9 protein-coding genes are annotated in these 22,130 nt (G+C 75.7%); 8 read left to right on the top strand and 1 reads right to left on the bottom strand.

Annotated features, from left to right (window positions below; all coding sequences use genetic code 11):
• The first annotated feature begins 4 nt into the window (after positions 1-4).
• From AB0910_RS18345 to AB0910_RS18310, 8 genes are read left to right on the top strand one after another with little or no spacing between them, the layout of a single operon-like run.
• Entirely contained in the window at positions 5-7,567 is a 7,563-nt protein-coding gene (locus tag AB0910_RS18345) for an amino acid adenylation domain-containing protein (protein WP_366745637.1), read from the top strand.
• Entirely contained in the window at positions 7,564-8,664 is a 1,101-nt protein-coding gene (locus AB0910_RS18340) for a saccharopine dehydrogenase NADP-binding domain-containing protein (RefSeq protein WP_366745636.1), read from the top strand. Before AB0910_RS18345 ends, AB0910_RS18340 begins: the two co-directional genes overlap by 4 nt.
• Positions 8,661-10,853 carry a Gfo/Idh/MocA family oxidoreductase gene (locus AB0910_RS18335; protein WP_366745635.1) on the top strand — a complete coding sequence of 731 codons (2,193 nt, stop codon included), beginning with the start codon at positions 8,661-8,663 and terminating at the stop codon, positions 10,851-10,853. Before AB0910_RS18340 ends, AB0910_RS18335 begins: the two co-directional genes overlap by 4 nt.
• Before the next feature lie 27 nt (positions 10,854-10,880).
• Positions 10,881-11,594: a VOC family protein gene (locus AB0910_RS18330; protein ID WP_366745634.1), complete on the top strand. Its 714-nt coding sequence runs from the start codon at positions 10,881-10,883 to the stop codon at positions 11,592-11,594.
• Entirely contained in the window at positions 11,591-12,970 is a 1,380-nt protein-coding gene (locus AB0910_RS18325) for an FAD-binding oxidoreductase (protein WP_366745633.1), read from the top strand. The genes AB0910_RS18330 and AB0910_RS18325 overlap by 4 nt, the downstream gene beginning before the upstream one ends.
• Positions 12,967-18,408, top strand: a complete 5,442-nt coding sequence (locus AB0910_RS18320; protein WP_366745632.1) for an amino acid adenylation domain-containing protein — start codon at positions 12,967-12,969, stop codon at positions 18,406-18,408. Before AB0910_RS18325 ends, AB0910_RS18320 begins: the two co-directional genes overlap by 4 nt.
• A gap of 14 nt (positions 18,409-18,422) precedes the next feature.
• Positions 18,423-19,712: a salicylate synthase gene (locus tag AB0910_RS18315; protein ID WP_366745631.1), complete on the top strand. Its 1,290-nt coding sequence runs from the start codon at positions 18,423-18,425 to the stop codon at positions 19,710-19,712.
• A gap of 2 nt (positions 19,713-19,714) precedes the next feature.
• On the top strand, positions 19,715-21,340 hold the full coding sequence (locus tag AB0910_RS18310) for an AMP-binding protein (RefSeq protein WP_366745630.1): 1,626 nt from the start codon (positions 19,715-19,717) through the stop codon (positions 21,338-21,340).
• 58 nt (positions 21,341-21,398) lie between these two features.
• Here AB0910_RS18310 and AB0910_RS18305 read toward each other — a convergent pair whose 3' ends face one another.
• A complete protein-coding gene (locus tag AB0910_RS18305) occupies positions 21,399-22,073 on the bottom strand; it encodes a GntR family transcriptional regulator (RefSeq protein WP_366745629.1) in 675 nt (224 codons plus the stop codon).
• Positions 22,074-22,130: the final 57 nt, after the last annotated feature.

The following is a 22,130-nucleotide window of genomic DNA, read 5'->3' as shown; positions in this document are numbered from 1 at the left end:
ACGCATGTCTTCGAGGGGATGGACGCAGGTGGCCAAGGAACACGCGGACGCATGGCCGGACTTGTCGGCGGCCGTCGGCGAACTGCTCGGCCTGGCGCCCGAGGAGATCGACGAGGAGGCCCACCTCATCGGCCTCGGCCTCGACTCACTGGCGATGATGCGGCTGGCCGGCCGATGTCGCCGCGCGGGCGCGGACATCAGATTCGCCGACCTCATCGCGGAGCCGACCCTGGGCGCCTGGCGGCGGCTGCTGCACGAACGGTGCACCGCGGGTGCCGCGGCACCGGCCGCCGCGCCCGCCCCGGTCGACGAGTCGGCGCCCTTCGACCTCGCCCTGATGCAGCACGCCTACTGGGTGGGCCGCTCGGAGGGCCAGGAACTCGGCGGCGTCGCCGCGCACTTCTACCACGAGTTCGACGGCAGGGACGTGGACCCGGGCCGCTTGGAGAACGCCGTACGGGCCGTACTCGCCCGCCACGGCATGCTGCGCGTCGCCGTGCTGGACGACGGCAGGCAGCGCATCCTGCCGGAAAGCCCCTGGCCAGGTCTGCGCGTCCACGACCTGCGGGACCTCTCCGGGGCCGCGGTCGGGGACCGGCTCGCGGAACTGCGCGCCGGCCTCTCGCACCGCCGCATGGACATCGCCTCGGGTGAAGTCCTCGACCTCCAGCTCTCCCTGCTCGCGGACGGAGCGACCCGCGTCCACGTCAACCTCGACATGGTGGCGGCCGACGCGCTGAGCCTGCGTGTCCTGCTCGCCGACCTGGCCCGTGCCTATGCGGACCCCGGCGCGCCGCTGCCCGTCCTCGGCTACAGCTTCCCCCGCTACCTGGCCGACCGCGCCGCGGCCCGTGACACCCCCGAGCGCAGGGCCCGGCTCGAAGCCGACCGCGACCACTGGCGGCGCCGCCTCCCCGGCCTGCCGGGCGCGCCCGGGCTGCCCGCCCGCGCACACGGCGCGGACGCGGCCACCGTCGTCCGCCGCCACCTGCACCTCGACGCCGCCGATGCGCGGCGTCTCGGCGACCACGCGCGCTGCCACGGGCTCACCACCGCCATGGCCATGACCGCGGTGTTCGCCGAAACCCTCCAGGCGTTCTGCGAGGAGCCCGACTTCCTCCTCAACCTTCCGCTCTTCGACCGGGAGCCCCTCCACGACGACGTCGGCGCCCTCGTCGGCGACTTCACCTCCTCCGTCCTGCTCGCCTGGCACGGCGCCGAGGCCGGGACCTTCGCCGAGCGGGCCGCCCGCCTCCAGCGCCGCTTCCACGAGGACGCGGCCCACGCCGGGTACTCCGGCGTCGAGGTCCTGCGCGACGCCTCCAGACTGCACGGCGAACGCGTCCTCGCGCCCGTCGTCCACACCAGCGCCCTCGGCCTCGGTGAACTCTTCGCCGACGCCGTCACCGAGCAGTTCGGCGAGCCCTCCTGGATCATCTCCCAGGGCCCCCAGGTGTGGCTCGACGCACAGGTCACCGAGGTCGCGGGCGGACTGCTGGTCAACTGGGACGCCCGCGAGGACGCATTCGAACCCGGCGTGCTCGACGCCATGTTCGCCGCCTACCGCGGACTGCTTGAGCAACTGCTCGCCGACACCGGTGCCTGGCAGCGCCCCGTACCGCCGCTGCTGCCCGCCGACCGGCTCGCGGTACGCGCCGCCACCGAGGAGCCCGACTGGCGGCCGGCCTCCGCGTGCCTGCACGACGGCTTCTTCGCCCGCGCCGCCGCCACGCCCGACGCGCCCGCGCTGCTCGGCCGCAACACCGCCCTCTCGTACGGCCGCCTCGCCGACCGCGCCCTGACGCTCGCCGCCGACCTGCGCAGACGGGGCGTCGGCCCCGGCGACCTGGTCGCCGTCACCCTGCCCAAGGGGCCGGGCCAGGTCGTGGCCGCCCTCGCCGTGCTCGCCGCGGGCGCGGCCTACGCCCCCGTCGGCACCGACCAGCCGCCCGCAAGGCGCGAGCGCATCCACCGCTCGGCCGGTGTGCGCCTCGTCCTCGACGACCTCGCCGTACCCGAGGGCACCAGTCCGCTGGCCGCACCCGTCCACGGCGACCCGGCCGCGCTCGCCTACGTCATCCACACCTCGGGCTCCACCGGCGAGCCGAAGGGCGTCGAGATCACCCACGCGGCCGCCCTCAACACGATCGCCGACCTCAACGACCGCTTCGGCGTGGGGCCTTCGGACCGGGCCCTGGCCGTGTCCGCGCTCGACTTCGACCTCTCCGTCTACGACGTCTTCGGCACCCTCGCCGCGGGCGGCGCCCTGGTCTGCGTCGAAGAGGACGAGCGCAGGGACGCCGCAGCCTGGGCCCAGCTGGTCAGGGACCACGGCGTCACCCTCGTCAACTGCGCGCCCGCGCTGCTCGACATGCTCGTCACGGCCACAGGCCCCGAAGACCTCGCCACACTGCGGCTTGTGCTGCTCGGCGGTGACCGGATACCGCTCGACCTGCCCGGCAGGCTCCGCGCCCTCGCACCCGGCTGCCGCGTCGCCGCGCTCGGCGGCACCACCGAGACCGCCATCCACTCCACCCTCCAGGAGGTCGCCGACGTCCCGGACACCTGGCCCTCGGTGCCGTACGGGACGCCGCTGCGCGGTGTGCGCTGCCGGGTCGTCGACCCACTCGGCCGCGACCGGCCCGACCGGGTGCCGGGCGAACTGTGGATCGGCGGCGCCGGTGTGGCCCGCGGCTACCGGGGCGACCCCGCGCGCACCGCAGAGCGCTTCCCGCACGCCCACGGCGTGCGGTGGTACCGGACGGGGGACAGGGCGCGCTACTGGCCCGACGGAACCCTGGAGTTCCTCGGCCGCGCCGACCACCAGGTCAAGGTACGCGGGCAGCGCGTCGAACTCGGCGAGATCGAAGCCGCGTTGGCCTCTGTCCCGGGCGTACGGGCGGCCGTCGCCGTCCTCGGCACCGACGGGCAGCCGGCGGCCGCCGTCCTCGGCGCGTGCAACCCGGCGGCCGTACGCGCCCACGCCGCCGAGCGGCTGCCCGCCGCGATGGTCCCCGAACGCGTCGCCGTCCTCGACGCCCTGCCGCTGACCCCCAACGGGAAGACGGACCGGCGCGCCGTCGCCGCCCTGGTCGCGCGCACCACGGCGCCGGGCACGCGGAGCACCACCCCGCCCCGCACCCCGCGCGAAGGCCAACTCGCCCGCGCCTGGGAGGACATCCTCGCGACCACCGGCATCGGCCGCGAGGACGACTTCTTCCTCCGCGGCGGCGACTCGCTCCTCGCCACCCGCCTCGTCGCGCGGCTGCGCGCCGAGGGCTGCGGCGACCTGCGGCTCTCCGACCTCTTCGCCCACCCCGTGCTCGCCGACCTGGCGGAGCGCCTGACCGGCGGCGGCCGGGCCCCGCACACCAGGGGCGTCACCGCCGACCCGGACCACCGCCACGACCCCTTCCCCCTCACCGACGTCCAGCGCGCCTACTGGCTCGGCCGCGGCGACGACTTCACCCTCGGCGGCACCGGCTGCCACTTCTACCGCGAGTACGACATCGAGGACCTGGACACCGCCAGGCTCGAAGCCGCGCTCGACCGGCTCGTGCGGCGCCACCCGATGCTGCGCGCCGTCGTCGACGCCACCGGGGAGCAGCGCGTCCTGCCCGACGTGCCCCCGCTCCGGGTCGACGTGGCCGACGCGGGGCCCGACCCGGAGGCCGCCTTCGCCGCGCTGCGGGAGAGCGCCTCCCACCAGGTCTTCGACCCCGGCACCTGGCCCCTGTTCGCGGTGCGCGGGGTGCGGGCCGGCCGCCGCACCCGGCTCGCCGTCGGCATCGACAACATCGCCCTCGACGCCCTCAGCATCCTCCTCTTCTACTCCGAGCTCGCCACCCTCTACACGGACCCCGAGGTGCAACTCCCCCCGGTCGACGTGTCGTTCCGTGACTACCTCACCTCCGTGACCCCCGACCCCGACGCCGTGGCGGCCGCCCGCGAGCACTGGGCCTCCCTCCTGCCCGACCTGCCGCCCGCGCCCGCCCTGCCGCTCGCCAAGGACCCCGCCGCCGTCGGCCGTCCCCGCTTCACCCGGCGGGAGGCCCGTATCGAACCGCACCGCTGGAAGGCGCTCACCGAGCGCGCCCGCGACCACGGCATCACCCCCTCGGGGCTGCTGCTGAGCGCCTTCGCCGAGACCCTGAGCCGGTGGAGCGCGCGCCCCGACCTCACGCTCAACCTCACCCTCTTCGACCGGCGCGACGTCCACCCCCACATCGGGCGCGTCCTGGGCGACTTCACCTCCCTGATGCTCGTCCCCTTCCGCCCCGAGGCGGGGGAGAGCTGGCTCGCGCGGGCCCGGCGCGTCCAGCGGGAGCTGTGGCGCTGTCTCGACCACCGGGAGGTGTCGGCCGTCGAGGTGCTGCGGGACCTCGCGCGGCACACCGGCGACCCGGAGACCACCATGCCCGTCGTCTTCACCAGCGCCCTCGGGGTCGGCGGGACACCCCCGGCCGCGCCCTTCGACCGGCACGTCTGGGGCGTCTCCCAGACCCCGCAGGTCTGGCTCGACCACCAGGTCACCGAGGACGGCGACGGGGTGCGCCTCACCTGGGACGCCGTGGCCGAACTCTTCCCCGACGGCCTTCTCGACGCGATGTTCGACGCCTACCTCGACCTGGTCGACCGGCTCGCGGACGCCGACTGGACCCGGCCGGCCCCCGACCTGCTCCCCGCCGCCCAGCGCGCCACCAGGACCGCCGCCAACGCCACCGGCCCGGCCGTCACCGCACCCCTGCACGCCGCCTTCTTCCGCCACGCGGCGCAACAGCCGCAGCGCACCGCCCTGCTCTGGGGCGACGAGGGCCGCATGACCTACGGCGAACTCGCCGACCGCGCCCTGCGGCTCGCGGGCGCCCTCGCCGAGCACGGCGTGCGGCGCGGCGAGACCGTGGCCGTCAGCCTGCCCAAGGGCCCCGACCAGGTCGTCGCCGTCCTCGCCGTGCTCGCCGCCGGCGCCGCCTACGTGCCCGTGGGCCCCGACCAGCCGGCCGCCCGCCGCGAGCGGATCCTCAGGACCGCCGGCGTCCGGCTCGCCGTCACCGCGCCCGAGGCGCCCGCCGTGGCGGGAGTGCCGGTGCTGCCCGTGGACGCCGCCCCGGCCCTCGACGTACCCGCGGCGCCCCTCGACACGCCGCCCGCCGCACTCGCGTACGTCATCTTCACCTCGGGCTCCACCGGTGAGCCGAAGGGCGTCGAGATCACCCACGCCAGCGCCTCCAACACCATTACGGACGTCAACGACCGCTTCGGCGTGGGGCCTTCGGACCGGACGCTGGCCGTGTCCGCGCTCGACTTCGACCTCTCCGTCTACGACATCTTCGGGCCCCTGTCCGCGGGCGGCGCCGCCGTCCTGATCGACGAGGACGCCCGCCGCGACGCACGCGACTGGCTCGACCTGGTGCGCCGCCACCGCGTCACCGTGTGGAACACCGTGCCCACCCTGCTCGACATGCTGCTGACCGCGGCGGAGAGCACCCGGCCGCCCGACCCGCTGCGCCTCGCCCTCGTCTCGGGCGACTGGATCGGGCTCGACCTGCCGGTCCGGCTCGCGGAGCAGAACCCGTGGTGCCGCTTCGTCGCACTCGGCGGCGCCACCGAGGCGGCGATCTGGTCCAACGCCCACGAGGTCACCGCCGTCGATCCCGCCTGGCGGTCGATCCCCTACGGCCGCCCCCTGCGCGGACAGGTGTTCCGCGTCGTGGACGCCCTGGGTCGTGACTGCCCCGACTGGGTGCAGGGCGAACTGTGGATCGGCGGCGCAGGCGTGGCCCGCGGCTACCGCGGCGACGCCGCCCGTACCGCCGACCGGTTCTGCCGGGCCGCGGGCGTGCGCTGGTACCGCACCGGCGACCTGGGACGCTACCAGCCCGACGGGACCCTGGAGTTCCTCGGCCGCGCCGACCACCAGGTGAAGGTGCGCGGCCACCGCGTCGAACTCGGCGAGATCGAGGCCGCGCTGCGCACCGCCCCCGGCGTGGGCCGCGCCGTCGCCGCCGTGGCGGGCGAGTCGGCCGCGCGCCGCCTGGTCGCCGCGGTCGTCCCCGCCGGCGGCTCCGGCCCCGCGCGGCTGCACACTGCGCAACCCGACGCCACCACCCTGCGCTTCAGGGACCGCGCCCGCGAACACGAGGCACAGGTCGCGGAGTCCTTCCTGCTCGCGCTCCTCGACCCGCCCGGCGCAGGCACCCCCCTCACCCCCGCGCGGTGGGCGGCCGGGCTCGGCCTCGCCGAGCGCCACCTGCCCGTCCTGCGCCTGTGGCTCGGCTGGCTGGCAGGACGCGGCGTCCTGGCGCGGGACGGCGCCGCCTACACGCTCACACGGGCCGTGCCGCCCGCCCCGCCCACCGCGCGCGGGCAGCGGGCCGACCCCTACGACGCCCTCGTCGAGCGGGCGCGCGGCCGGCTGGCCGAGCGGCTCGGCGACTACCGCGACATCCTCGCGGGAAGCCGGGACGCCGCCCTGCTGCTCGACGACCCGGTCCTCGCGCCCGCCAGGCTCGCCGCCGCCGATCCCGGCGCCGACAGTGCCACCGAGGCGGTCGCCGCCCGGGTACGCGCGCTGGCCGACCGGCTCGGCCGCCCCGTCGACCTGGTGGAACTCGGTGGCGGCGACGGCGTACGCGCGGCCGGACTGCTGTCCCGCCTCACCCCGGACCAGGTCCGTCACACCCTCACCGACACCGATCCCGCGCTCGTCGCGGCCGCGGCACAGCGTCTCGACGGCCTTCCGCACCACGTCGCGTGCCGTCGCGTGGCCGACCTCCTCGTCCCCGACGAACTCCAGCACCGGTTCGACCTCGTGCTCGCCGACCAGACGCTGCACCGCGGCCCCGACCCCGCCCAGGGGCCGGCCCTCGCGGGCCTGCTGCTGCGGGGCGGCGGCGACCTGATCGCCGTGGAGCGCAGCGAGCTCACCCCCGTGGCCCTGCTCACCGCGGCCCTCCTCGACGGCGGCTACGCGGACTTCGACCGGGAGCGCAGGGCGGCCGGCAGCCCCGTCCTCGCACCCGAGCGCTGGGCGGAGGTGCTGGGCGCCGCGGGGTTCGCCTCCCTCGACCACACCCCCGTCCCCGGCTCCTTCCTCGAACTCCTCGTGGCCCACCGCCCCGCGGACGCGCCCGCGCCCGACCCCGCCGAACTGCGCGCACGCGCCGCACGCGACCTGCCCGCGCACATGGTGCCGGAACGCGTCGCGGTCCTGCCGCGGCTGCCGCTCGGCGCCAACGGCAAGCTCGACAGGCCCCGGCTCGCCGCGCTGCTCGCGACCGCGGAAGACACCGCGGCCGAGGAGCCGCCGCACGACGGACTCGAAAGCGAACTCGCCTCCCTGTGGGTCGAGTTGCTCGGTGTGTCGGCCGTGGGCCGGCACCAGAGCTTCTTCTCGCTCGGCGGCGACAGCCTGCTCGCCACCCGGCTGCTCGCCCGAATGGCGACCCGATTCGGTACCGAATTGCCCCTGCGGCAGCTGTTCGCGGGCCCCACCCTCGCGCAGCTCGCCCTGGCCCTGGCCGACCGCCTCCCCACCGAGGGCGACACCGAGGAGGGCGCCCTGTGATCGGCGTACTCGGCGGGCACGGCTCCGTCGGCGCCCACGCCGCCCGGTTGCTCGCCCGCCAGGGCGCCGGCCCCCTGCGGATCGGCGGCCGCGACCTCGACCGGGTGCGCCGCTTCACCGACGCGTCGCTACCCGGCGCCGACGCGCAGCCGGTGCGCGCCGACATCGAGGACCCGGTGTCACTCGCCGCGTTCGTCGACGGCTGTGAGCTCGTCGTGCACTGCGCCGGGCCGTCCCGCCGCACCTCCGGGACGACGGCGCTCGCCGCGCTGCGGGCCGGGGCCTCGGTCGTGGACGCGGGCGGCGGCGAGCGCGCCGCCGGCACCGTGGGAGACGTGGGCGAGCGCACCGTGCTCTGGGACGCGGGCGCCCTGCCGGGGCTCTCTGGGCTGCTGCCGCGCGCGCTCGCCGCCGCACACTTCGACACGGTGCACCGCCTCACCGCGTACGCCGGTGTGCTCGACCGCTTCACCGCGACCGGCGCGGACGACTACCTCGACGGCGTGCTCGGACCCCTGAGCGAGCCGCTCGCCGCGTGGCGCGGCGGCGCCCGCAGGAGCGGCGCGGCGCGCTCCCGCACCGGCCAGGACCTGCCCGCCTTCCCGCGCCCCGTGGCCCTCCACCCCTATCTGGACGGGGAAGCAGAACGCCTCGCCCGCGACCTGTCCCTCACCGAGGGCACCTGGTACACCGCGTTCGACGGCGACCACCTGGCGGCCGCGCTCGCCGCCGCCCGCACCCGGGACCGAGCAGAGGCGGTGCGCGCCGTGTGCGCCGCCGCCGCGCTCGACACCGCGGGACGCGCCCCCCACGCCACCCTGCTGGTGCAGTTGGACGGCGCCGCGCGGGGCACGCCCCGCACCCGTACGGCCGTGCTGCGCGCCCCCGGCGTCTCCGCGCTCACCGGTGCCGTCGCGGCGGTCGCCGCGCTCGCGGTGCTGCGCGGCGAGACGCCCCCCGGCGCGCACCCCGCGGCCGCCGCGCTCGATCCCGCGGCCGTGCTCGCCCGGCTGACCGCCGACCCCGCCGTGTGCCGGCTCGACGTGCACGAGGCCGCGGCCGACGAACCGGCCGCCGTCGAGGAAGGAGCCCTGTGAAGACCCTGAGGACCGTGGTGTGCGGCACCACCTTCGGACAGTTCTACCTGGCCGCGCTCGCCGGGATGCCCGAGGAGTTCGAGATCGCCGGGGTGCTCGCCGCGGGCAGCGCGCGTTCGGCGGAGTGCGCCGCCCGTCACGGCGTGCCGCTCTACCGGGACACGGACGAGCTTCCCGAGGACATCGACCTCGCCTGCGTGGTGGTCAGGTCGGGCGTCCTCGGCGGCCCCGGCACGGACCTCGCCCTGAGGCTGCTGCGGCGCGGCATCCACGTCGTCCAGGAACAGCCCGTGCACCACGAGGACATGGCCGCCTGCCTGCGCGAGGCACGCGCGCACGGCGTGCGCTACCGGATCGGCGACCTGTACGCGCGGCTGCCTGAGGTACGGCGCTTCACCGAGGCCGCACGCGTGGCCGCGCGGCGGCAGCCCGTGACGTACGTCGACGCGGCCTGTGCCTCCCAGGTCGCCTTCCCGCTGCTGCACATACTCGGCGACGCCCTCGGGACCACCCGGCCCTGGGCCCTCGACCCCGCCTCCCACGCGCCGGACGCGCCGTTCGCCGTGCTCACCGGCACCATCGGCGGCGTCCCGCTCACCCTGCGCGTGCACAACGAGGTCGACCCCGACGACCCCGACAACCACCTGCCGCTGCTGCACCGCGTCACCCTCGGCACCGCCGGCGGCAGCCTCACCCTCACCGACCCGCACGGGCCAGTGCTGTGGAGTCCGCGCCTGCACATCCCCGCGTCCGTCAGGAACCGCTTCGACTTCGAGGCGGACGGCACCGCACACCTCGGCGAACCTGCCACCACCGCGCTCGGCCCCACACTCGTGCCGGAGCTGCGCACGCTGCTGCGCGACCAGTGGCCCGCCGCCATCGGCGCCGACCTGCTCGCCGCCCGCGAGTCGGCACTGCCCGGCGGGGCGCGCGGCCCCGACCAGTACCACCTGACACTCGCCCGCATGTGGCAGGACCTGACCAAGGCGGCCGGCTACCCCGCCCTGCGCCCGGGCCAGTCCCACCAGCCGCTCACCGTGGCCGACCTCGCGGGCCCCGCCGACCTGATCGGGCATGCCGCCGCCGCGGCCGACCGCGCCGTGGGGCCCGTCGAACGCGCCCACACCGACGCCTTCGTGCGGCAGCTCGACGAGGCGGTCACCGGCTCCATGCTCGGGGCCCTCCAGCGCCTCGGCGCCCTCCGCGAGCCGGGCCGCTCCGTCACGCCCGACGCCGTCCTCACCACCGCGGGCGTCGCGCCGCGCCACCACGCCGTGGCCCGCCGCTGGCTGCGCGTCCTCGCCGAACGCGGGGTGCTGGAGAGGGAGGGCGAGGCGCTGCGCGGGGCCGCCCCCGTCGAGCAGGCCGCCGTCGACCGCGCCTGGGACGCTGCCGCGCGGCTCTGGCAACAGGGCCTCGGCAGCCCTGGGTTCATCGCCTACCTGCGCCGCAACGCGGACTGTCTCACCCGCCTGCTGCGCGACGAGCAGCAGGCCACCCTGCTGCTGTTCCCCGAGGGGCGCACGGACCTGGCGGACGCCGTGTACCGCGAGACCGTCACCGCCCGCTGGCTCAACACCGCCGTCGCCACGGCCGTACACTCACTCGCCGCCGACCGCGACCCCCGAAGACCGCTGCGCGTCACCGAGGTCGGCGCGGGCACCGGCGCGACCACGGCAGCCGTGACCGCCGCACTCACCGCGGACGGATGCGAACGGCCGCCCGTGGACTACCTGTTCACCGACGTGTCGCCGTTCTTCGTCACCACGGCGGAGCAGCGCCACGCCGCGCGGCCATGGATACGGCACGCGCGGTACGACATCGACCGCGCACCCGACGCGCAGGGCGTCCCGACCGGCACCGCTGACGTGGTGATCGCCGCCGGAGTCCTCAACAACGCCCGCGACACCGACGCCACCCTGCGCCACCTCGTGCGGCTGCTCGCGCCCGGCGGGCGACTGCTCGTCACCGAGCCGACCAGGGAGCACCTGGAGATCCTCGCCTCGCAGGCGTTCATGATGACGCCCCCCGAGGACGCGCGTCGGGAGAGCGACAGCACGTTCCTCTCCCGCGGCCAGTGGCTCGCCGCGCTCACCCGCGCGGGACTCGCCGACGTCACCGCGGCCCCCGGCGAGGACCACCCGCTGGCGCCCCTGGGCCAGCGGCTGTTCGCCGCCCGCCTGACCTGACCACCACCTCCGGGAGAGAACACCACCGTGTTGCGTTGCAGCCACGTCCTGTGCAAGGTCGACGACATACGCTCCGTCGTCGACGACTACCGAGAACTCGGCTTCACCCTGGAGTACGGCAGCGCCCCCGAGCGCGCCCACAACGCGCTGCTCTGGTTCCCCGAGGGACCGTTCATCGAGTTCTTCCAACTGCCGTCCGTCTTCCGCCTGCTGAAGTGGCCCATGGCCGCACGCAACGGTGTCGCCGCCGGTGAGCGCCTCGCGCGCTGGGCCCGCCCGGACGAGGGCTGGCGCGATCTGGCCCTGGAGACCGACGACACCGCCCTCGGCCGGGTCCACACCACCCTGCGGACGTCCGGTGTGCGCGTCTCGCGCGTCATGGACGGCCGCAGGACCCGCCCCGACGGGGCCGCCGTGCGCTACCAGTTCCTCGCCACCCGCCCCGCCGCGCTGCCCTTCGTCGTCTCCGCGTACAGCCCCCCGCAGCGGCCCACCGACGTGCGCCATGCCAACGGCGCCCGGCGTGTCGGCCGGGTGCGCCTGGGCGTCGCCGACGCCGACCGCGCAGCCTTCGACAGCCTCGCCGCCCACCTCGGCCCCGGCGGCCCGCTGACCGTGGAGCCCGCAGCGGCCACCGGGGTGCTCGGCGTCGAACTCGACGGGCTCAACGCGCCGTTGGCGCCCGGCAGGCTGCACGGCGCCGCCCTCGCGGGCCCCGGCGGCAGGGCGGCCGCGCGATGACCGCACTGCCCGGGTTCCGCGGCCGCCTCCTCGCCCCCGGCGACCCCGGATACGAGCGCGCCCGGCGCGTACGCAACGCGCGGGCCGACAGCCGCCCCGCGCTGATCGCCCGCTGCACCGACGCGGACGACGTGATCGCCGTCCTCGCCCACGCCCGCACCCGGGGGCTCGCTGTCGCGGTGCGCGGCGGCGGCGCCCATGTGGCGGGCTGGGGCACCTGCGACGGCGGCGTCGTCCTCGACCTCGGCGGCATGAAAAACCTGCAGATCGACCCGCTGGGCCGTACCGCCGTGGCCGGGCCCGGCCTGACCTGGGGCGAGTTCGACGCGGCCACCCAGGAGCACGGCCTCGCCGTGCCGGGCCCCCGCAACCCCGACGTGGGCATCGCAGGACACACCCTGGGCGGCGGCGTCGGAGACCTCTCCCGCCAGTACGGGCTCACCAGCGACAACGTCACGTTCTTCGACGTCGTCACCGCCGACGGCCGGCACCTGCGCGCCGACGCCGACACCCACGAGGACCTCTTCTGGGCCCTGCGCGGAGGCGGCGGCAACTTCGGCGTCGTCACCCGCTTCGGCTACCGGCTGCACCCCGTCGACGGTGTCGTCGCGGGTCCCCTCGTCCACCCCGCGGGCCAGGCCAGGGACGCCCTGCGTGCGGCCCGCGACTGGCTGGCGGGCGCCCCCGACGCCGCCTCCCTCGTCGCCGTCGTCTGGACCGCGCCGCCGCTGCCGTTCGTCCCCGGGCACCTGCACTACGAGCGCTGCGCCGTGCTCATCCCCAGCTGGTTCGGGGCGCCCGAGGACGCCGACGCCGTCCTCGCCCCGCTGCGCCGCGGCCCCGTGCGGCCGGTGCACGACGGCGTCACCCGCCGCCCGTACGCCGCCTATCAGCGGCTGCTGCCCTCCCCGCCGGACGCCACGCGACAGCAGGTCTACAACCGCGGCGAACTCCTCACCGACCTCACCGACGACACCCTCGACCTCCTCCTCGCCCACTGGGAGACCGGCGGCCCCGCGTTCTCCGTCGTCATCGGCGCGCTCGGCGGAGCCATCGCACGGGCCCCCGCGGGACCCACCGCCTTCACGCACCGCGACGCCCGCTGGTTCGTCGAGCTGTGCGCCCAGTGGTACGGCGACCCCGACAGCCCCGAGCACATGCGGCCCGCACGCGCCGCCCGGCAGGCGCTCGGGGACGTCACACGCGGCCCGTACGTCAACCTGCTGCCCGACCCCGAACCCCACTGGGTACGGGCCGCCTACGGGGACGCGGCCTACGCGCGCCTCGCCCGGACCAAGGACGACTGGGACCCCGGCAACCTCTTCCGCCACAACGCCAACATCGCGCCGTCCACGGCCAAGGAGATCCACCGATGACCCCCGAGACCACCCCGGCAGAGCTGATCGCGGAACTCCGGCAGGCGGGCGTCCACCTGTGGGAGGAGGACGGCACGCTCCGCTACCGTGCCCCCAAGGGAGCACTGCGCGAAGGGCAGTTGGCGCGCCTGGGCCGCCACAAGGCCCGCGTGCTCGACCACCTGCGCGACGAGGCGAGATCGACCGCCCTCGTCCCCGACCCCGCGGCCCGCCACGAGCCCTTCCCGCTCACCGACGTCCAGTCGGCCTACCTGCTCGGCCGCAACGACGCCTTCGGCTACGGCGGTGTCGCCTGCCATGTCTATCTGGAGGTCGGCTACCCCGACCTCGACCCGGCCCGCACCGAGGACGCCTGGAACCGGCTCGTGCAGCGGCACGCCATGCTGCGTGCCGTCATCGACCCCGCGGGCCACCAGCGGATCCTGCCCGAGGTGCCGCGGCTGTGCGTGCCCGCCACCACCGCGGCGGGCGAGGCCGCCCAGGAGACCCTGGAGCGCGCCCGCGAGGAGATGGGCCACCGGGTCCACGACACCGCCTCCTGGCCCCTGTTCGACCTGCGCGTCACCCGCACCCCCGAACGCGCGGTCCTGCACCTGTCGATGGACTTCCTCATCGCCGACTGGGCGAGCATCTGGCTGCTGCTGGGGGAGTTCGAGGCGCTGCACAGCGAACCAAACGCAGAACTGCGGCCCGTCGGCGTGGAGTTCCGCGACTACCTGCTCGCCGAGCGGGCCCTGCGCGAGTCGCCCGCCTACCAGCGGGACCGTGACTACTGGCACGCCCGGCTCGACACCCTGCCGCCCGCCCCCGACCTGCCGCTCGCCGAGGCGGACCACGGCGCACCGCGCTTCGCGCGCCGCTTCCTGCGGCTGGACGAGGCGGCCTGGGCCCGTCTCAAGAAGCGGGCGCAGAGCCGCGGCCTCACCCCGTCCGCCGTGGTCATGGGCGCCTACGCGACCGTGCTCGGCCGCTGGAGCGCCACCCCCCGGTTCACCCTCAACCTGACCGTGCTCAACCGGTTGCCGCTGCACGCGGAGATCGGCCGGGTCGTCGGCGACTTCACCAGCGTCAGCCTCCTGGCTGTCGAGCCTGAGGCAGGCGCGCCCTTCACGGAACAGGTGCGCGTCCTCTCCGACCGGCTCTTCGACGACCTCGACCACCGGCTCTGCTCGGGCGTCGAGGTGCTGCGCGAACTCGCCCGCCGCCGCGGCCGTGAGGCCGCCCTGATGCCGGTGGTCTTCACCAGCGCCATCGGCCTCGGCGACGACGGCACGGGCGGCAGGGCCGAGGGCCGGCTCGACGGGTCCGGGATCACCCAGACCCCGCAGGTGTTCATCGACTGCCAGGCCATGGACGACGCCGAAGGACTCCAGGTCAACTGGGACATACGCGAGGGCGTCTTCCCCGAGGGCCTCGCCGACGACATGTTCGGCGCCTTCGAGGCACTGCTGCGGGACCTCGCCGACGACGACGGGCCGTGGGACAGCGCCCACCCGGTGGCGCTGCCCGCCCGGCAGGCCGAGGAGCGCCGGCGGGCCAACGACACCGCGGCCCCGCTCCCCGACGCACCCCTGCACCGCGCCGTCCTCGCGCGGGCCGAACAGGACCCGGAACGTACCGCAGTGATCTGGTCGGGCGGCACCCTGAGCTACGGCGAACTCGCCCGCCGCGCCGCCGCGGTCGCCGCGGAGCTGCGCGCGGGCGGCTGCGCCGGGGGCGACCTCGTGGCGGTCGTGACGGAGAAGGGCCCCGAACAGTCCGTCGCCGTTCTCGGCACCCTCCTCGCGGGCGGCGTCTACCTGCCGGTCGACGCCGCGCAGCCGCCGCTGCGCCGCGCGGCGATCCTGCGCGACGCCGGCGTACGGCACGTGCTGACCCAGTCCTGGCTGCCCGCGGAGGAGTACGAAGGCGTCCGCGCGGTGGCGGTCGACACCCTGGCGCCCGCCGAGGGAACCGCCACCGCCGCCACCGGCGGCGCGGACCCCGACGCCCCGGCCTACGTCATCCACACCTCCGGCTCCACCGGCCGCCCCAAGGGTGTGGTCATCAGCCACCGCGCCGCCCTCAACACCGTCGAGGACGTCAACCGGCGCTTCGGCGTCACCGCCGACGACCGGGTGCTCGCCCTCGCGTCGCTCGGCTTCGACCTCTCCGTCTACGACCTCTTCGGTCCGCTCGCGGCCGGCGGCGCCCTCGTCCTGCCCGACCCCGACCGCTCCACCGACCCCTCCCACTGGGCCGAACTGATCGCACGGCACGGCGTCACCCTCTGGAACTCCGTCCCCGCGCTCCTCCAGATGCTCGCCACCTACCTGGAGAACGAGCCAGGCCGCGCGCTGCCCACACTGCGCCTCGCGCTGCTGTCGGGCGACTGGATACCCGTGACCCTGCCCGACACGCTCGCCGACCTGCTCCCCGCACTCGAACTGGTGGCGCTCGGCGGCGCGACCGAGGCATCCATCTGGTCCAACTACCACCGTTGCCAGGGAAGTTACGCGCAGCGACGCAGCATCCCCTACGGTCGGCCGCTGGCGAACCAGACCTTCCGGGTGCTCGACGCCGACCTCCGCGACCGCCCCGTACGGGTGCCGGGCGAGCTGTACATCGGCGGGCACGGACTGGCGACCGGCTACCTGGGGGACCCGGAGACCACCGCGCAGCGCTTCGTCGTCCACCCCGAGGACGGCGAGCGTCTCTACCGCACGGGCGACCTCGGCCGCTACCTCCCCGGCGGCGAGCTGGAGTTCCTCGGCCGCGCCGACACCCAGGTCAAGATCCGCGGCCACCGCATCGAACTGGGGGAGATCGAGGCCGCCCTCCAGGAGCACCCCGCCGTCGCGGCGGCCGCGGCGGTCGTCGACGGCAGCGGCGACGACCGGGCGCTCCTCGCCGCCGTCGAGCCTGCCCCCGTGCCCGGGGCCCCCGCAGACAAGGGCCTCGCCGCGGCGGTGAGCGCCGCGGCGGACGCCACCGCGGCCGGCCTCGGGCACGCGGCGGTGGCTGCGCACACCGACGCCCTCGACGCCGCCGTCCTGGCCTCCATGGCCGCCGCTCTGCACCGGCTCGGCCTCCTCCCCGGCACCGGCGAACCCCCCTCGGCCGACGCCCTCACGCGGGCGGGCATCGCCCCGCGCCACCACTGGCTGGCGCGCCGCTGGCTCGCCGTGCTCGACGGGCACGGCGCCGCCGTGGAGCCGGACGGGCGGGACGCCGCCCGGCTGTGGCGGGAAGCGGCCGCGGCCTGGGACGACCGGGTCGCGTCGCGCGACTTCCTCGCCTACGTCAGGGCGCACACCGACCGGCTGCCCGCCCTGCTCTCCGGCGAGCAGGACCCCGTCGACCTGCTCTTCCCCGACGGCGGCTTCGAGACCGCGCACGCCCTCTACCGCCGCAACGCCACCGCCCGCTACCACAACAGTGCCGTCGCCGAACTGCTGGCGCACACCGCCGCCGCCCACCCCGCCGACCGGCCGCTGCGGGTCCTCGAAGTCGGCGCGGGCACCGGTGGCACCACCGAGGACGCCGTCGCGGCGCTCGCGGGCCGCGACGCCACCTACCACGTCACCGACGTCGCCGCGTTCTTCCTGCCCGAGGCCCGCCGCCGCTTCGGCGACCGGGAGAACCCACGTATGAGCTTCGGCGTCTTCGACGTCGACGCCGGGCACCGGGCCCAGGGCCTCACGCCCAACAGCTACGACGTGGTGCTCGCCGCGGGCGTGCTCGAAAACGCCCGCGACATCCGGTCCTCGCTGCACCGGCTCACCGAACTCGTCGCCCCCGGCGGGCGGTTGATCCTCACCGAGCCCACCCGCGAACACCCCTGGATCCTGGTGTCGCAGGCGTTCATGATGACCGAGCCCGAGGACGAGCGCGCCCACGGCACCTCTTATCTCGGCCTCGACCAGTGGTCCCGGCTGCTCGCCGAGGCCGGCGCCGACGACGTGCTCAGCCTGCCCGAGGCCGGCCACGCCCTGGCGCCGCAGCACATCCACCTCCTCACGGCCAGGTTCAAGACCGGCAGGGCCCGCGTCACCGAGGCCGAGCTGACCGCCTTCCTGCGGGAGCGGCTGCCCGCCCCGATGGTCCCGACCCACGTACAGATCGCCGACGCGCTGCCGCTGACCACCAACGGAAAGGTCGACCGCCGCACCCTGGCCACCTGGCGCCCGGCGGCCACCGGCGCCGAGCCGCGGCGGGGCGGCGAACAGCCCGCCGACCCCTTCGAGGCCAGGCTCGCCGCACTCGTCGCCGAGGCACTCCCCGGCGGCCTCCCCGGCCGTACCGACAGCTTCTACGACCACGGCGCCGACTCCCTGATCATGGCCAGGCTCGCAGGGCGGCTGCGCGAGGAGGTCCCCGAGGCGTCCCCCGTCCCCTTCGACACCCTGCTGCGGCACCTGCTCAACCACCCCACGCTCGCGGAACTCGCCGCGTTCCTCACCGTGTGCGAGAGCCAGGACGCCACCCCCGCCCTGCGCAGGGCCGCCACGGGCAACGCCGCCCTGATGCCGTTCTCCAGCACGGGCGAGGGGCCGCTGCGCGTGATGTTCCACGCCGGTCTCGGCACCATGGACTGCTACCGGCCCCTCGCCGCCCGCCTCGTCGCACAGGACCTCGGCCCGGTACTCGGCGTCGTCATCGACGACACCGACCGCTACCTCGCCCAGGACCCCGCGAGCGTCGTCGAACGCGCCGCCGACGACTACGCCGACCGGCTGGCCGCCGAGGGCCACGACCGCGTCCAGCTCATCGGCTACTGCCTGGGCGGCCTCTACGCCACCGAGGTGGCCCGCCGCCTCGACGAGCGCGGCATCACCGTCGAGGACCTGGTCCTCATCAGCAGCCACCCGGTCGTCTTCGACGTCGAGGACGACCTCATGATCGAGGTGCTGTTCGTCCCCAACCTGCACATCTCCCTCGCCCGGACGGGCCTCGGGGACCTCGACGCCGACACGCTCGTCCGCGGCTTCATGCAGGTCATCGAGGAGAACGGCGGCAAGGTGCCGCCCGGCTCGCTCGGCGGCGTGGGCGGGGACCCCGAACTCGACCGCGCGGGCGCCTTCTTCCGCCACCTCGCCTCCTTCACCCGCGAGGAGCGGTTCGCGGTGTACGCGCGCACCGCGACGGAGGCGGGCGGTGCCGACGTCCCGCCCGAGATGGTCGCCGGCATGTTCCGGGTCTTCCGGCAGAGCTTCCTCTCCGCCCGCCTCAGCCCCGAACCGTACGCAGGAGACATCCGCTTCCTGCTGCCCCGCGCCGCCTCCGGGTTCGCCCCCGGCATGGACGACACCACCCTCGCCTTCTGGCGCGAGGTGTGCCTCGGCGACCTGCCGGTCACCGAGATCGACGGCAACCACTTCAGCTGCATCGAGGAGCCCCACGTCGCCCATGTGGCCGACCTGGTGGCCGCACCGCTGCGCCCGGCCCACCGCCGCTGACCAGGAGGAGAACCATGCCAGAGCAGTACCGGCAGGACACCGTGGCGGGTCTCTTCGATCCGCCGGCCACCGCCGCGCGCCTCGCCGCCTCCGGCCTCTTCGCCCAGTACGTCGTCTACGAGCGCGAAGGGTGCTGTCACGTCGCGGGCGACCCGCTGGCCCATCTGCGGGTCGACGCCCGCGCCGTGCACACCGCGACCGGGCCCGTGCCGTGGCGGGGCGCGCCCTGGGCGGCACTGAGCGCCGCAGTGCGGGTGAGTCCGGTCGCCGACGCGCACGCGTACGGCTGGCTGTCCTTCGAACTGGCGGGCGGCGCGGCGCCTGACGACGACACCGTCCTGGCCCACCTCATCGTCCCCGCGACCGAGTTGACCATCACCCGGCGGGGCATCGGCATCCGCACCACCGATCCCGCCCTGCCCGGCCGCCTGCGTGCGGCGCTCGCCGGGCCCGCCCCGGCCGCGCCGGCGCCGAAACCCGTCGACGTGGAGGCGCCCGACGACACCTACCGCACCCGAGTGGCCCACGCGGTCGCCGAGATCCGCAAGGGCGCGCTCGACAAGGTCATCCTGTCGCGCACCGTCGACGTGCCGTACCCCGTCGACATGCCCGCCACCTACGCGGCGGGGCGCCTCGCCAACACCCCCGCGCGCTCCTTCCTGCTCGACCTCGGCGGCACCCAGGCCGCCGGGTTCAGTCCGGAGACCGTCGTCGAGGCGCCGGGCGACGGCACCGCGACCACCCAGCCCCTGGCCGGCACCCGCGCCCTCACAGGCGACGAGGACACCGACGCTGCCCTGTGCGCCGAACTCCACCGCGACCCCAAGGAGGTCTACGAGCACGCCACTTCGGTCAGACTTGCCGTCGAGGAACTCACCTCGGTCGGCGCACTCCACACCACCCGCGTGGGGGAGTTCCTCACCGTCAAGCGCCGTGGCAGCGTGCAGCACCTCGCCTCCCGGGTCACCACCGACCTGGCCGCGGACCGCACCGCCTGGGACGCGCTCGGCGCGGTCTTCCCGCCCGTCACCGCGTCCGGCATCCCCAAGCGGGCCGCGTACCGGCTGATCGGGGAGCTGGAGGACGAGCCGCGCGGACTGTACGCGGGCGCGGTCCTGCGCGCGGGCGCGGACGGCTCGCTCGACGCCGCACTCGTTCTGCGCGCCGTCTACCAGCGAGACGGCCGCGCCTGGCTGAGGGCGGGCGCCGGCATCGTCGGGGCGTCCCGGCCGGAGCGCGAGTACGAGGAGACCTGCGAGAAGCTCCGCAGCGTCGCCCCCCACGTCGTACCGAGGGAGGACTGACCGTGCTGGACGGATGCACCGGCTGGCCGCGGGAGTTCGCCGACCGCTATCGCGCCCGCGGCCACTGGCGGGGCCGTGCGCTCGGGTCGCTGCTCCGCGGGCGCGCGGCGGCCGCGCCCGACGACATCGCAGTGGTGGCCGGGGCCCGCCGCCTGACCTACCGCGAACTGGACGCGCGCGCCGACGGGTTGGCGGCGGGACTGTACGGCCTCGGCATCGCCTCCGGCGACCGGGTGCTTGTGCACCTGCCGAACACCGCCGAGTTCGTGGAGCTCGCCTTCGCCCTGTTCCGGCTCGGCGCCATCCCGGTGATGGCGCTGCCCGCCCACCGCGAGGCGGAGATCGTGCACCTGCTCAACCTCTCGCAGGCGGTGGCGTACGTCGTCCCCGACACCCATCTCGGCTTCGATTACCGCCCCCTGGCGCGGGCGGTAGGGGCCCGGGCGCCGCGGCTGCGGCACGTTGTGGTCGTCGGCGACGCCGCCGAGTTCACCCCGTACGCATCCCTGCCCGCGCCGCCCCGCGCGCTGCCGGCGCGCGACCCCGGCGAGGTGGCGCTCCTGCTGTGCTCGGGCGGCACCACCGGCGCGCCCAAGCTGATCCCGCGCACCCACGACGACTACGTCTACAACGCCGTTGCGTCCGCCGAGGTGGCCGGCCTCACCCGGACCACCCGCTACCTCGTCGCGCTGCCTGCAGCCCACAACTTCCCCCTCGCCTGCCCCGGCCTCCTCGGAACACTCCATGCGGGCGGCACCGCCGTGCTCTGCCCCGACCCCAGCCCGGACACCGCCTTCCCGCTGATCGCGACGGAGCGGGTCACGCACACCGCGCTCGTGCCCTCCCTCGTCCTGCTGTGGCTCGAAGCCGCGGGCTGGTCGGGCGACGACCTGTCGAGCCTGCGGCTCCTCCAGGTCGGCGGGTCCCGGCTCAAGGACGAGACGGCCCGCAGGGTCCGCGCGGAGCTCGGCTGCGCGCTCCAGCAGGTGTTCGGCATGGGGGAGGGCCTGCTGTGCCTCACCCGCCTCGACGACCCGGACGAGCTGGTGTGGGGCTCCCAGGGCCGGCCCCTGAGCGCGGACGACGAGATCCGGGTGGTCGGCCCCGACGGCCTCCAGGTGCCCGCGGGCGGGACAGGCGAACTCCTGGTCCGCGGCCCGTACACCCTCCGTGGCTACTACCGGGCGCCCGGGCACAACCGCGCCGCGTTCACCGCGGACGGCTTCTTCCGCTCCGGGGACCTGGTGCGCCGCCTGTCCTCAGGGCACCTCGTCGTCGAGGGCCGCGTCAAAGAAGTCATCAACCGGGCGGGCGAGAAGGTCCCCGTCGAGGAGGTGGAGAACCATCTCGTGGCCCATCCCGCCGTCCAGGACGCCGCGCTGGTCGGCCTGCCCGACGACCGGCTCGGCGAGCGTGTCTGCGCCTGTGTCGTCGCCCGCGGCGCCCCGCCCACCCGCTCCGACCTCGCTGCGCACCTCACGGCCCACGGCCTCGCGCCGTACAAGCTCCCCGACGAGGTCCGCGTCCTGGCGGCCCTGCCCCGCACTGCGCTCGGCAAGACCGACAGGGCGGAGCTGGCGAGGCTTGCCTCGGCACCCGCGCCCCCGCCGCCGGGCGCGGGCGGGTGAGCACCGGGGCGGGCCCCGCTTCGGGAGGGGCCGGGCGCGGCACGCCGGGGCGGGCCGCTCAGCGGCGCCCCGGGCCCGGCCTCTCCCGTCCGGCCCCGGCCCCGGCGTCCTCCGCCGCGTCCCAGCCGGCGAGGAGCGCCTGGTGGCTGCGGCGCACGTGTTCGCGCATCGTGCGTTCCGCGCCGTTGCCGTCCTTGGCCAGGATGAGGTCGAGCACCTGGTGGTGCTCGTAGTCCGACTCGTCGAGCCGGCCCGGCTGGGCGAGCGAGGTGCGGACCAGGCGGGCGTAGGCGAGCTGGTTCATCAGCGTGCGGTAGTGGGCCTCCAGCTTGCCGTTGTCCGCGCCCACCACGATCAGGTCGTGGAACTCGTGCACGAGCCGGCCGTACCGCTCGACCTCGCCCGCCCTGGTCGCCTCGTCGGCCTCGGCCATCATGCTCTGGAGCCGCTCCGTCTCCGGAACCCGGCCGCGCAGCGCGAGCAGGCGGGCCGCGGCCCCTTCGAGCAGTTCCTTCATCTGGAAGAGCTCGGCGACGTCCCGGTGCGAGGGGACCGCGACGAAGGTGCCCACCCGGGGCCTGATCTCGACCAGGCCCTCGGTCTGGAGCTGTTTGAGGGCCTCGCGGATCGGGGTGCGGCTGACCCCGAAGGTCTCCGAGAGGGCCATCTCGGAGAGGCTGGAGCGGGGCGGCAGCTCACCGCTGATGATCATCTGGCGGAGTTCGTCGGCCACCTGTGACTGCATACTGGCCTTCGGCAGCCGCCTGCTCGGTCGCCCCGTGGAGTCTTG

Source organism: Streptomyces sp. NPDC047002, assembly GCF_040704505.1.
Classification (GTDB): domain Bacteria; phylum Actinomycetota; class Actinomycetes; order Streptomycetales; family Streptomycetaceae; genus Streptomyces.
This window is presented reverse-complemented; position numbering and strand designations above follow the sequence as displayed.